Consider the following 12,775-nt stretch of genomic DNA (forward strand, 5'->3'; position numbering starts at 1 on the left):
CACCCGCGCGGTCCGGTCGAGGACCGGGCCGCGTGGCCCGCGCGGGCGGACGACCTGGTCACCCGGGTGGACCACGTGGTGGTGCGGGCGGATCACCTGCCCGCACCGCGCCGAGGTCCGTCCCGGCCCGCGGGACAACGAGGGACCGATGTCCGGGGAGCCGACCGTGGAGGGGCCGACAGTGGTGGAGGAGCCGACCGTGGAGGAGCCGACCATGACTGACCAGGCGACCCCCTCCCCGACCGCCACCGGTGTGCGTGCCGGCTCCGGCTCCCGGTTCGGCTTCCCGACCGGCTCGCGGCTCGGCTCGCGGCTCGGCCTGCCGACCGGCTCGCGGTCCGACCTCCCGTCCGACTCGCCATCCGGCCTGGTGCCCGATCCGGTGACCGACCTGGTCGAACGAGTCCGCCGACGCCTGGCCAACGGCCCCACCGACCTCACCCCCGCCACCGTGGCGGCGGCCGTGCGCGGTGAGGCGGGCGGCGTGCTGGGCGACGAGGAGGTCCAGCACGCGCTCACCGTCCTGCGCCAGGAGTTCGTCGGCGCGGGCCCGCTGGACCCGCTGCTGCGCGACCCGGGCACGACGGACGTCCTGGTCACCGCGCCCGACCAGGTGTGGGTCGACGGCGCCGAGGGCCTGCGCCGCACCGGTGTCGCGTTCCCCGGCGAACCGGCCGTCCGCCGGTTGGCCCAGCGACTGGCCGTGGCGGCGGGTCGGAGGCTGGACGACGCCGCCCCGTACGTCGACGGCTGGTTGCCGGGCTCGGTCCGGCTGCACGCCGTGCTGCCACCGATCGCGCCGACGACCTGCCTGTCCCTGCGCGTCCTCCGCCCGGCGGCGCACGACCTGGCGACGCTGCGGGACCTGGGCACCTTCGACCACCGGACCGCCGACCTGCTGCGCGCCATCGTGGTGGCCCGCCAGGCGTTCCTGGTGGTCGGCGGGACCGGCTCGGGCAAGACGACGTTGCTCGCCGCGCTGCTCGGCTGCGTACCGCACCACGAACGAGTGGTCTGCGTGGAGGACGCGGGTGAACTCCACCCGGCCCACCCGCAGTTCGTCCGCCTGCTGGCCCGCGGCCCGAACATCGAGGGCGTCGGCGAGATCACCGTGCGGGACCTGGTCCGCCAGGCACTGCGCATGCGCCCGGACCGGATCGTGGTGGGCGAGGTCCGCGGCGCCGAGGTCTGCGACCTGCTGTCCGCCCTCAACACCGGCCACGACGGGGGCGCCGGCACCCTGCACGCCAACTCCCCGGCCGAGGTCCCCGCGCGCCTGGAAGCCCTGGCAGCCCTGGGCGGCCTCGACCGGCACGCGCTGCACAGCCAGCTGACCGCGGCGGTCAAGGTGGTCCTCCACGTGCGCCGCGCGGCCGACGGCACCCGGCACCTGGCGGAGATCGGCGTCCTCCACCGGAAGAACGGAGACCCGGTGGTCGAACCGGCCTGGCGCCGGGACAGCGGGTGGCACGAGGGCGCGGAAACCCTGGCCTCCCTGGTCGGAGGGGCGCCGGTCGGAGGGGCGCCGGTCGGGGAGGTGCCGGTCGGGGAGGTGCCGGTCGAGGAGGCGCTGACCGGAGAGGCGCTGACCGGCAGGTCCCCGACGCGCTGCCCTGCGGTCGACAGCTCTTCGAGCAGCGGAGCGCTGGTCGGTGCACCCTCGACTGGCGGGGCACCAGCCGATGGGCGGCCGGTCCCGGTCGACGGGTTTCCGGCGGGAGCATCGCACCTACCGGCAGGTGCGCCATGAATCCCGTGGCCATGAATCCCTTGACTGCCGCAGACCTCCTGTCCGCCGCGAGCCTCCTGCTCCTGTCCGCGGCGGTCCTGCTCCACCCGTTCCCGGTTGCCCGCCGCCGTTTGGCGCGACTTCGCGCGCGACCGGTGCGCCGCCGGCGGCTGCGCGTCCCGGGCCAACCGGCCGCCGTGGTGGTGGGGGCCGTCGTCGGGGTGCCCGCCGGGGTTGGCGGTGCGATCGCGGGCGCGCTGCTGGCGGCCACCGCCTGGCACGCCTACCGCGAGGCGGTACGACGGCGCGCGGAACTCGCGGCGGCGACAGCGCTCGCCGCGGGCCTGCACGCCTTCGTCGCGGAACTGCGCACGGGCGCCCACCCGGCCAAGGCCGCCGCCGGGGCCGCCGAGGACGCGGAACCACCGGCGACCGACGTCCTGCGGGCCATCGCCGCCGCGTCGGCGCGGGGTGGCGACGTCGAGTCGGCGCTGGCGGGCTTCCCGGACGCCCGTCACCTGGGGCGGGCGTGGCGGTTGGCCGCCGACCACGGCGTGCCGCCGGCCGAGGTGCTGGAGGCGGTGCGCCGGGACCTGGACCGGCGCACCGCGTTCGCCCGGCAGGTCCGGGCGCGCATGGCGGGGCCACGTGCCAGCGCCGCCGTCCTGGCCGGTCTCCCGGTCCTCGGCGCCCTCCTCGGCGAACTGGCCGGCGCGGACCCGCTCGCCGTGCTGACCGGCACCGCGCCGGGCCAGGTGCTCCTGGTGGTCGGCGCGCTCCTCGTCTGCGCCGGCCTGCGCTGGAGCGGTCGGCTGACCAGGCAGGTGATCGCATGACGCCGCTCCTGCTCGCCCTGGCGCTGCTGGTCTTCCCGCCACCGCGGAAGGCCGCGGCGAGGCTCAGGCCGCCCACCGTCCGCACCCGAAAACCCAAGCCGGCCCCACCGGACCCGTTGGCGGCCGCGGCGACCTGGGACCTGCTCGCGGCCGCCCTCCGCGCGGGGCTCCCCGTGGCCAGGGCGGTGCACGCGGTGCGGTCGGGGGTGCCACCGGGACCGGCCGAACGCCTGCGCGAGGTCGGTGACCTCCTCGCCCTGGGCGCGGACCCGGTGACCGCCTGGTCCGGGGCCCTGACCCACCCCGACACCGCGCCGCTGGCCCGGGCCGCCCGCCGCACGGCCCGCTCCGGCGCGGCGCTGGCGGGCGCCGCGGCGGACCTCGCGGCGGAGGTGAGGGCGGAGGTGGCCGACCGCGCCGAGGCCCGTGCGCAGCGGGCGGCGGTGCTCGTGGCGGGACCGCTGGCGCTGTGCTTCCTGCCGGCCTTCCTGTGCCTGGGCGTGCTGCCCGTGGTGCTGGGGTTGCTCAACCGCGTGGGAAAGGGGTGACATCCGTCCACAATGGATCGATTTGGTGAGTGTGCTCAGTGGATGTGCTCAGTGGATGTGCTCAGTGGATGGAGGAGCGAGGTGTTGGACGACAGTGGGACGTCGACAGTGGAGTACGCCATCGTCCTGCTCGCCGCGGCCGGGCTGGCGATGGTGCTGTTCGCGGTGATGTCCAGTGACTGGATCCTCGCCGAGGTCCAGGGAATGGTGCGGCGGGCCTTCACGGTGAACCTGTGAACACCGGCCGCGCGTCACCCCCGGAAGTCGGCCCGATCCGGACCTCGTCGCGGAGGAGGGGGTTCGGCGGGGACCGGGGCACGGCGACCGTCGAGGCGGCGATCGCGGTGTGCGGGTTGGTGTTCGTGCTGGCGGTCGGGATCACAGCCGTGCTGGCGGTGATCGCGCAGCTCCGTTGCACCGACGCGGCTCGTGAGGCCGCGCGGCTCGTTGCGCGCGGGGAGGAGCGGCGGGTTGGGGCTGTGGTGGAGGTGATCGCTCCGACGGGGGCACGGGTGGCGGTTCGGCAGGAGGGGGACGGGGCCTGGGTGGAGGTCACCGCGGTCCGCTTCGGGATGGAACTGAGCGCCAGGGCCTACGCGGTCGTGGAGCCGGAGGTCGAGTGAGGGGAGGGCGCGGCGCGGCTGGTGCGGTTGGGTTGGGTGAGGTTGGGCTGGGTGAGGTTGGGCTGCGCGGTGGACGGGTTGGCCTGAGCGCGGCTGCGTGCCGGGCGGGGTGCCCGGCACGCGGCTGCCCGGCGGGCGGCTGCCCGGACGTGGCTGCGCGCCGGGGCGGGTTGGGCGGGTGCGGCTGGGGCGGGGCGGGGTGGAGCGGTTGGGAGGGCTGAGCGCACGGATGGGCTGAGCGCACGGGTGGGCTGGTTGGCGGGTTGGGTTGGCCGCGCGGGCCGGGCCGGCGGGGCGGAACAGAGCTGTCAGGACCGACAGCTGGGTGGGAGCGCGCTCATGGAGCGGAAGTGGTCGCTGGGCGACGATCGCGGGGCCGCGTCGGTCTTCGCGGTCGCCGTGGCGGGCGTGTGGTTCGGGCTCGCCGCGGTCGGGGTGCGGTTCGGGGAGGAGGTGGTCGTCCGGCACCGGTTGGCCGCGGCCGCTGATCTCGGGGCGTTGGCCGCCGCCGCCCACCTGGTCGACGGGGTTGCGGTCGGGTGCGCGAAGGCGGGGGTGGTCGTCGGGCGGATGGGCGGTCGGCTGGTCCGGTGCGACGTGGCGGGGTGGGAGGTGGTCGTCGAGGTGGAGGGCGGGCCCTCGCTGTTCGGCGCGCCGAGCGCTCGGGCGCGGGCAGGTCCGACCGAAGGGTGAACCCGCTCCCGCGCGACGAGCGGTCGTTCGTCGGCGGTGAGCGGGCCTAGCAGTCCGCAGATTCGCGGCCTCGCCGCCGGCGGGCCACCTCCGCGCCGTTCTGCCGGTCCTCACGGCCGGTTCGCTCGCCGTGCCGAATCGACCAGTTGTCGACTGGCTGTTACCAGAACCCCCGCTGATGTCGTTAGTTCAAGTGGCGGCACCGACGCGGTGTCGAAGAACACCGGACACGGTGTCGCGGCGCGGGGCAACAGGAGGCGAACGGACGATGGAGTGGTCGGATAGCTGGCGCGGGGCCTTCCGCATCGAGCTGCGCGCGGAGGCGGTCAACCTCGCGTGGCACGGGTGGCCGGTGCTGCCGGGCACCTATCCGGCGGGCGACCGGTGGGCCGGGCGCGACGGTGTCGAGGACAGCGGTCCCGTTCCCGTCCACCGCGACTGGCGGGAGCGCGTGGGCACCCGCGCGGACCAGGTCGCCACCTGGTGGGCCGGCCGGTCCTACAGCATCCTGCTCGCCACCGGCCACGGCGTGGACGCCATCGAGGTCGACGCCGAGCTGGGGCGCCGGGCGGCGGTCGCGCTGCGCGCCACCGGCATCCCCGTCCCCATCGTGGCCACGCCGGACGGGCGCTGGACGTTCCTCGTCGCCTCCGGCGGCGGGCTCGTCGCCGACCCGGGCGTCCGCCACCGCGCCGAGGGCGAGTACGTGCCGCTGCCGCCGAGCCCGGCCCAGCACGGCGTCGTGCACTGGCGGGTCAAGCCCCAGATCTGCGCCTGGCAGCTGCCGCACGTGAGCGTCGTGCGGGACGCGCTGCTCAGCGCACCGAGCTACGACCTGGTCGCCGCCGACCGGTCGTGATCGACGTGGCCGGGTTGGGCGTCGGAGGGGGTTACCCCGACCACTCCCAGCACGACGTCCAGCACGGCCACCCCGCCCGCCTTGTCCAGCGGATCGTTGCCGTTCCCGCACTTCGGCGACTGGACGCAGGACGGGCACCCGGCCGGACACGCGCAAGCAGCGATGGCCTCCCTAGTAGCGACCAACCACGGGACGACCGCGTTGAACCCGCGGTCGGCGAACCCGGCACCGCCCGGATGACCGTCGTGCACGAACACCGTCGCCTCCCCGGTGTCCTGGTGCAGGGCGGTCGAGACACCACCGATGTCCCAGCGGTCGCAGGTCGCGAACAGAGGTAGCAGGCCGATCGCCGCGTGTTCGGCGGCGTGCAGTGCGCCGGGGACGCGCGCCGGAGCCAGACCGGCGCCCCCCGGCGCACTGCCCAGCAACTCCGCCGACACGGTGTACCAGACCGCCCGCGTCACCAGCGTGTGCGGCGGCAGGTCCAGCGGCACCGAGTCGACCACCTGGCCGGACGGCAGCTTCCGCAGGTAGCCGACCACCTGCGAGGTCACCTCGACCTCGCCCAGGCACACCGTGACACCCGGGAACCGGCGCTCCTCCAGCACCCGGACCACCGAGATGTCCTTGGTGTCCCGCGCGGTGGTCGACCAGTCCGGCCGCTCGGCGTGCACCAGCGCGATCCCGCTCTCCAGGTCGAGCTGGTCCACCACGTACGACTCGCCCTGGTGCAGGTAGACCGCGCCGGGGTGCACCGTCCAGTGCGCCGAACCCGGGTCCACCGTGCCGAGCATCCGGCCCGAGTCGGCCTCCACCACCACGACCTGCTCGCCGCCGGAGCCGCGGATGTCGACCTCGGCGTGCGGCCGTTCGTGCGACGTCCAGTACCAGCCGTTGGGGCGCCTGCGCAGGACGCGCCGGGCCGCCATGTCCTCCACCACCGCCAGCGCCGCGTCGCCGCCGAGGTCCGCCAGCGAGTCGGGGGTCAGCGGCAGCTCGGCCGCGGCGCAGGCGAGGTGCGGCGCGAGGACGTACGGGTTGGTGGGGTCCAGCACCGTCGCCTCGACCGGCTTGTGCAGCACCGCGGACGGGTTGTGCACCAGGTAGGTGTCCAGCGGGTCGTCGCGGGCCACGAACACCACCAGGGCGTCGCTGTCGCCGGTCCGGCCGGCGCGGCCCGCCTGCTGCCAGAACGAGGCCAGCGTGCCCGGGAACCCCGCCACCACCACGGCGTCCAGGCCGACGATGTCCACGCCCAGTTCCAGCGCGTTCGTGGTGGCCACGCCCAGCAGCTCGCCCGACGACACGGCCCGCTCCAGCGCCCGCCGCTCCTCCGGCAGGTACCCGCCGCGGTAGGCGGCGACCCGCCCGGCCAGCTCCGGGTCGACCTCCGCCAGCAGCCGCCGGGCGCCGATCGCGGTCAGCTCGGCCCCGACCCGGGAGCGGACGAACGCCAGCGACCGCGCGCCCTCCACCACCAGGTCGGCGAGGATGCGCGCGGTCTCCGCGCCCGCCGACCGGCGCACCGGGGCGCCGTTCTCCCCCTCCAGGTCGTCGAGCAGGGGCGGTTCCCAGAGCGCGACCGTGCGGCCGGCGCGCGGCGAGCCGTCCTCGGTGACGGCGGTGACGTCCAGGCCGAGCAGCGCCCGGGCCGACCCCGCCGGGTCGGCGACGGTCGCCGACGCCAGCACGAAGGTCGGGTTCGCGCCGTAGCGGGCGGCCACCCGGCGCAGCCGGCGCAGCAGCAGGGCCACGTGCGAACCGAAAACCCCCCGGTAGGTGTGGCATTCGTCGACCACGACGTACGACAGGCGGCGCAGGAACCTGATCCAGCGGGCGTGGTTCGGCAACACGCCGCGGTGCAGCATGTCGGGGTTGCTGAAGACCCAGTTCGCGTGCGCCCTCACCCAATCGCGTTCCGCGATTGGCGTGTCGCCGTCGAACGACGCGGCGCGCACCCCCGGCAACCCGAAGGAGTCCACCGACCGCAACTGGTCCGCACCGAGCGCTTTGGTCGGCGAGAGGTACAGGGCCGTCGCCTTCGGGTCGGCCGCCAACGCGCTCAGCACCGGCAATTGGTAGGCCAGGGACTTGCCCGACGCGGTGCCCGTCGCCACCACCACGTGCCGGCCGGACCGGGCGTGCTCGGCCACCTCGACCTGGTGCCGCCACGGTTCGACCACGCCCCTCGCCACCAGCGCCGACGTCACCTCTCCCGGCACCCACGAGGGCCACGGCACGGGACGGGCGGGGCGCGGGGGCAGCTCCTCGGCGTGCGTGAGGGGCGATTCACCGGTCGGCACACCGGCGAGGACCCGGTCCAGCAAACGACGTCCCTGGTTCGCCACGGTCGCAGCTTCGCACACCGCGGCGGCGTCGCGGGCGGTCCGCGGATGTCCGCGGGTGGTCCGCGGACGTCGCGGACGCTTCCTGCGTGGATAACGGTGTGTGTACGGATCGACGCGCGGCGTTGCCCTGTTGCGCGCTATGAATAGACTCCGCCGCTATCGCATCCAATGAGGGATGCATCACGTTGTGTCGGGGCTGACAGTCGCGTGAGTGACCCGCCTCACATAGCGGGGTGTGCCGCATTGGGCCAGAAAAACTCACCAGGAGGACGGATGTCCCGGCAATTCCTCGCGGAGGGCTTGGAGCTCTCCGGAGGTGATCGCGGCCTCGTCGCCGTGGTCGCCGTGGTCGCGCTGGCCGCCCTGGCCGTCGGGTACGTGCTGCTCCGGGAGGTGCTGGCCGCGGGCCAGGGCACCTCCAGGATGCAGGACATCGCCAAGGCGGTCCAGGAGGGCGCGGCGGCCTACCTCAACCGGCAGTTCCGGACCCTCGGCATCTTCGTGGTCGTGGTGTTCGTGCTGCTGTTCGCGCTCCCGGCCGAAGACCTCGGGGAGCGCATCGGCAGGTCGCTGTTCTTCGTGGTCGGCGCGGTGTTCTCGGCGATCATCGGCTACCTCGGCATGTGGCTGTCGACCCGCGCCAACGTGCGCGTGGCCGCCGCGGCCAACGAGGCGGGCGGCCGCGAGAAGGCCATGCGCGTCGCGTTCCGCACCGGTGGCGTCGTCGGCATGTTCACCGTCGGCCTCGGCCTGTTCGGCGCGGCGCTGGTCGTGCTGGTCTACGCCGGTCAGGCGCCCAAGGTGCTGGAGGGCTTCGGCTTCGGCGCGGCGCTGCTGGCCATGTTCATGCGCGTCGGCGGCGGCATCTTCACCAAGGCCGCCGACGTCGGCGCCGACCTGGTCGGCAAGGTCGAGCAGAACATCCCCGAGGACGCCCGCGCAACGCCGCGACCATCGCGGACAACGTGGGCGACAACGTCGGCGACTGCGCCGGCATGGCGGCCGACCTGTTCGAGTCCTACGCGGTGACGCTCGTGGCGTCGCTGATCCTGGGCACGGCCGCGTTCGGCGCGCAGGGGCTGCTGTTCCCGCTGATCGTGCCCGCGATCGGCGTGCTGACCGCGGTCATCGGCGTCTACATCACCAGCGCGCGGACCGGCGAGAACGGGCTGACCGCCATCAACCGGTCGTTCTACATCTCCGCGGTCATCTCGGCGGTGCTGTGCACGGTGGCGGCGTTCGTCTTCCTGCCCTCCTCGTTCGGCTCGCTCGACGGCGTGCCGGAGGCGGTGGCCTCCACCAGCGGCAACCCCGCGCTGATCGCGGCGATCGCGGTGATCATCGGCATCGTGCTGGCGGGCGTCATCCTGTGGCTGACCGGCTACTTCACCGGGACCGAGCACAAGCCGGTCAGGGAGGTGGGCCGCACGTCGCTGACGGGTGCGGCGACGGTCATCCTGTCCGGCATCTCGGTCGGGTTCGAGTCCGCCGTCTACACGGCGCTGGTCATCGGTGCGGCGGTCTACGGCGCGTTCCTGCTGTCCGGGTCCGTGGTGGTGGCGCTGTTCGCCGTCGCGCTGGCCGGGTGCGGCCTGCTGACCACGGTGGGCGTCATCGTGGCGATGGACACCTTCGGCCCCGTGTCGGACAACGCGCAGGGCATCGCGGAGATGTCCGGCGACGTGGACGGCGAGGGCGCGCGCATCCTGACCGAGCTGGACGCGGTGGGCAACACCACCAAGGCCATCACCAAGGGCATCGCGATCGCGACGGCGGTGCTCGCGGCCACGGCGCTGTTCGGGTCGTACAAGGACGCGATCTCGCAGGCGCTGGCCGACGTGTCGGTCGGGCTGACCGAGGTGCCGGTGTCGTTCTCCAACCTGGTGTCCGACCCGAACGTGCTGGTCGGCGTCGTCATCGGCGCGGCCGTGGTGTTCATGTTCTCCGGGCTCGCGGTGAACGCGGTGACGCGGGCGGCCGGTGCGATCGTGTTCGAGGTGCGGCGGCAGTTCCGGGACAACCCCGGGATCATGGACGGGTCGGTGAAGCCCGAGTACGGCCGGGTCGTGGACATCTGCACCCGCGACTCGCTGCGCGAGCTGGCCACGCCCGGGTTGCTGGCGGTCATGGCGCCGATCGCGGTCGGGTTCGGGTTGGGCGTCGGGCCGCTGGCCGGGTACCTGGCCGGGGCCATCGCGACCGGCACGCTGATGGCGGTGTTCCTGGCGAACTCCGGTGGTGCCTGGGACAACGCCAAGAAGCTGGTCGAGGACGGGAACCACGGCGGCAAGGGGTCGGACGCGCACGCGGCCACCGTCATCGGTGACACCGTGGGCGACCCGTTCAAGGACACCGCCGGGCCGGCGATCAACCCGCTGATCAAGGTGATGAACCTGGTGTCGGTGCTGATCGCGCCGGCGATCGTGACGTACTCGGTGGGGGCCAGTGCTTCGGCCGGGGTGCGGTACGCGATCGCGGCGGTGGCCGTGGTGGTCATCGTGGCGGCTGTCGTGGTGTCGAAGCGGCGGGGTACGGCCATCGCCGACGCGCCCGCGGAGGCCACCACTTCCGCGTGAGGGGCTGGTCGCTCCTGTTGGGGTGGCCGGCCGCTCCTGTTGGGGTGGCTGGTCGCTCCTGTTGAGGTGGCTGGTCGCTTCTGCGGGGAGTGGCTGGTCAGGGTGGTTTTGGGCGGGGCGTCCCTGGTGGGCGCCCCGCCTCTTTCGGGTTGGTGCGGCAGACTGGGGGTGAGGGGGGTGGTCGGCTGAGAGGTGGGAGCTCCTGATGAGGCTTGTTGCGCTGGTGGCCGCGGTGGTGGTCGTGGCCGGGTGTGGGGCCGGAGGGGGATCCACTTCGACGTCTTCTTCCGCTGCTCCCGCCGCGGATCCGGCGGTGGTTTACATGGACAAGGTGTGCACGGCGGCGTCGGCGTTCGTGACCACGCCGAAGACGCCTCCTCGGTTGGACGCCGACGATCCGGTGAAGTTGAAGGCCGACATGGCTGTGTACATGGGGCAGATGGCCGAGGCTTTCAACCAGACGGCGGCGAAGTTGCGGGAGGTCGGGCCTTCGCCCGTTGCCGGTGGGGATGAGCAGGTGGCGGGGATGGCCGACACGTTCGGGGGGATCGCCAAGAACTTCAGCGATGCCAAGGCGGCGTTGGAGGCGGCTGATGCGAACGACCCGGTGGGCGGGTTGCAGGCGGCTGGTGAGGCGATCACGCGGTTGGACGAGTTCGTGCAGCCCTTGAAGCAGTTGGAGGCTTCGCCGGAGTTGGCCGGGGCGGCTGAGAAGGCGGAGGCTTGTCAGTCGTTGCGGACGTTGACGCCGGTGGAGAGTGCGGGGCCTGCTTCCGGGAGTGTTGCGCCTACGTCGTAGGTGGGTGTGGGTGTGTTGGTGGGTGTTGGGTCCCTGTGTGGTGGGGTAGCCGGGCGTAGTAAGTTGCGCCGTCCGAATTCACCCTTCTGGGGGGTAATGTGAAGACTTTTTTGAAGCACCGTGTGGTGCTTGCCGGTGCGTTGGCGGCTGTGCTGGTGACTGCGGCGTGTAGTGGGTCCGGGTCTTCCGGGGCTTCGGCTGGTGGGTCGTCTTCTGCCGCCACGACCACGACTACGACCACGTCCGCGGCTGCCGACGCCGACCCGGTGGAGTGGGCCGGGGTGTTCTGCGAGGGGATCGGGCCCACGGTCGAGGGCGTGATGAACCTGCTCAAGGTGATGTTCGAGGGTGGGGCCGAGGACCCGGCGCTGCAGAAGCAGGCGTTGCTCGACTACAGCGGGCCGGCCGGGAAGGCGTTGACCGACGCCGGGGCGAAGTTGGAGGACATGGGGGCTCCTTCGGCTGATGCTCAGGCGTTGCACGACGAGTTGGTGAAGTTCTTCACGGACTCCGGGGCTGCGTTGAACGACGTCAGCTCGCAGTTGGCCACGTTGGACCCGGCCGATCCGGAGTTCGCGACGAAGTTGGAGCAGTTGGGTGGGGATCAGGCTGATCCCTCGAAGCTGCAGGAGCAGATCAAGAAGTTGCAGGACGACCCGGTGCTGGGGGAGGCGTTCAAGAAGGCGCCCCAGTGCGTGGCGATGTCGGAGAAGCTGAAGTCGCTGGGCGGGTCGCTGGGCGGCTGACCTCGACGGGCTGCCTGGTCGGGTGGTCAGGTGGTCTTTGGTTGACCGGTGGGGTTGCGTGGGGCCTCGATTTGACATGGGGCCCTTACGAGCGCCGGAGGCAGGCCGCAGCCGGCAGGCACGGCGGGGAAAAGCGTCCCGCCGAGCCTGCCGGCTCCGACCAGCCTATGGCACTCGAACCCATGTCAAATCGGGGCCCGCTGGCCGCTTCCGTCCCAACGTGGTCCGGGCGTGTCATGCGTTGGGCACCGGCGTGTCATGCGTTGGGTCCGGGCGTGTCATGCGTTCAAGCCGCGCGAGTCGAACGTTCAGGCCCGTCGTGTCGAACGTTCCGGGCCCCCGAGTTCTACGTTCAGCACCGGCGTGTCCTCCACTCGGACACCGCGTGTCCTCCAGTCGGACACTGTGAGTCGTCCGGTCGGGCATTCTGTTTCGTCTGGTTGGGCGTCGGGGTGGCGGTGGTGTGGTTGGTGGGGGTGGTGGTGTTGGTGGTTCAATCGTTTGGGCACTGGTCGTGGTCGAACGTGTGTTCTACGCTGGTTGGCCGTGGGGCAACTGTCCTTCTTCTCGGCCGAGGCTCGGCAGCCTTGCGTCGGTGACCTGGCGGGCCTGCTGTGCGGGCCCGGGCAGGCGCTCGGGTTCGCCCGGGGGAGGGCTGCTCGGGTTTCGGTCGCGGTCGACTCGGTCGTTCGGGGGCGGGCGCTGGTCGTGGCCATGGGGGAGCGGGGGGTTGAGGCTCGGGTCGAGGCTGGTGACGAGGGGTGCTTACAGGTCCTCACCGCTTTTCGGACCGATTTGACCGGGTTGGCGGGGCAGTGGCTCGATGGCGGGCAAAAGGTCGTTCCGCCCGATTTCACCCTGGATGGTGGGGTGCTCCGGTTGTGGGCGCTTGCCGCCGGGAGGTGGGTGGAGTCCGGGTACTTCCTGGGGCTCGACGCCGACGCGCCGGGGACGCACGAACCCCTGCGGAAGGCTCTCGCCTCGTCGGGGTTGCCCTCGACGCTCCTGGCCGGGCGGG

General features: G+C 73.0%; 9 protein-coding genes and 2 pseudogenes. 10 read left to right on the forward strand and 1 reads right to left on the reverse strand.

What is annotated here, in order from left to right; genetic code table 11:
* Positions 1–382: 382 nt before the first annotated feature.
* The 7 genes and pseudogenes from EKG83_RS01505 to EKG83_RS01535 all read left to right on the forward strand — a co-directional run.
* Positions 383–1,501 (forward strand): annotated as a pseudogene (locus EKG83_RS01505) (TadA family conjugal transfer-associated ATPase); the annotation flags it as partial.
* Between the two features lie 269 nt (positions 1,502–1,770).
* Entirely contained in the window at positions 1,771–2,565 is a 795-nt protein-coding gene (locus tag EKG83_RS01510; RefSeq protein WP_228122472.1) for a type II secretion system F family protein, read from the forward strand.
* Positions 2,562–3,113, forward strand: coding sequence for a type II secretion system F family protein (locus EKG83_RS01515; RefSeq protein ID WP_033433489.1), 552 nt, complete (start codon positions 2,562–2,564; stop codon positions 3,111–3,113). Before EKG83_RS01510 ends, EKG83_RS01515 begins: the two co-directional genes overlap by 4 nt.
* 81 nt (positions 3,114–3,194) lie before the next feature.
* Complete coding sequence (locus EKG83_RS01520; protein ID WP_228122473.1) at positions 3,195–3,350, forward strand: DUF4244 domain-containing protein; 156 nt, start codon at positions 3,195–3,197, stop codon at positions 3,348–3,350.
* 101 nt (positions 3,351–3,451) lie between these two features.
* A complete protein-coding gene (locus EKG83_RS01525) occupies positions 3,452–3,736 on the forward strand; it encodes a TadE family type IV pilus minor pilin (RefSeq protein ID WP_282916594.1) in 285 nt (94 codons plus the stop codon).
* 339 nt (positions 3,737–4,075) lie between these two features.
* Entirely contained in the window at positions 4,076–4,429 is a 354-nt protein-coding gene (locus tag EKG83_RS01530; RefSeq protein WP_033433490.1) for an Rv3654c family TadE-like protein, read from the forward strand.
* A gap of 268 nt (positions 4,430–4,697) precedes the next feature.
* Complete coding sequence (locus EKG83_RS01535) at positions 4,698–5,288, forward strand: bifunctional DNA primase/polymerase (protein ID WP_033433491.1); 591 nt, start codon at positions 4,698–4,700, stop codon at positions 5,286–5,288.
* Here the strand turns inward: EKG83_RS01535 and EKG83_RS01540 are convergent.
* Positions 5,258–7,636, reverse strand: a complete 2,379-nt coding sequence (locus tag EKG83_RS01540; protein ID WP_033433492.1) for a DEAD/DEAH box helicase — start codon at positions 7,634–7,636, stop codon at positions 5,258–5,260. The two genes, EKG83_RS01535 and EKG83_RS01540, sit on opposite strands and share 31 nt — an antisense overlap.
* 273 nt (positions 7,637–7,909) lie before the next feature.
* Between EKG83_RS01540 and EKG83_RS01545 the strand changes: the two are divergent.
* The 3 genes and pseudogenes from EKG83_RS01545 to EKG83_RS01555 all read left to right on the forward strand — a co-directional run bounded on the left by EKG83_RS01545 (position 7,910) and on the right by EKG83_RS01555 (position 11,757).
* Positions 7,910–10,212 (forward strand): annotated as a pseudogene (locus EKG83_RS01545) (sodium-translocating pyrophosphatase).
* Between the two features lie 205 nt (positions 10,213–10,417).
* Positions 10,418–11,011, forward strand: a complete 594-nt coding sequence (locus tag EKG83_RS01550; protein ID WP_051766486.1) for a hypothetical protein — start codon at positions 10,418–10,420, stop codon at positions 11,009–11,011.
* 317 nt (positions 11,012–11,328) lie between these two features.
* Positions 11,329–11,757 carry a hypothetical protein gene (locus EKG83_RS01555; RefSeq protein ID WP_153277835.1) on the forward strand — a complete coding sequence of 143 codons (429 nt, stop codon included), beginning with the start codon at positions 11,329–11,331 and terminating at the stop codon, positions 11,755–11,757.
* Positions 11,758–12,775 lie beyond the last annotated feature (1,018 nt).

This window comes from Saccharothrix syringae (genome assembly GCF_009498035.1).
Classification (GTDB): domain Bacteria; phylum Actinomycetota; class Actinomycetes; order Mycobacteriales; family Pseudonocardiaceae; genus Actinosynnema; species Actinosynnema syringae.

Coding starts and splice junctions, on each gene's coding strand:
- EKG83_RS01530 (WP_033433490.1), top strand. CDS start 4,076: ATGGAGCGGAAGTGGTCGCTGGGCGACGATCGCGGGGCCGCGTCGGTC.
- EKG83_RS01515 (WP_033433489.1), top strand. CDS start 2,562: ATGACGCCGCTCCTGCTCGCCCTGGCGCTGCTGGTCTTCCCGCCACCG.
- EKG83_RS01535 (WP_033433491.1), top strand. CDS start 4,698: ATGGAGTGGTCGGATAGCTGGCGCGGGGCCTTCCGCATCGAGCTGCGC.
- EKG83_RS01550 (WP_051766486.1), top strand. CDS start 10,418: ATGAGGCTTGTTGCGCTGGTGGCCGCGGTGGTGGTCGTGGCCGGGTGT.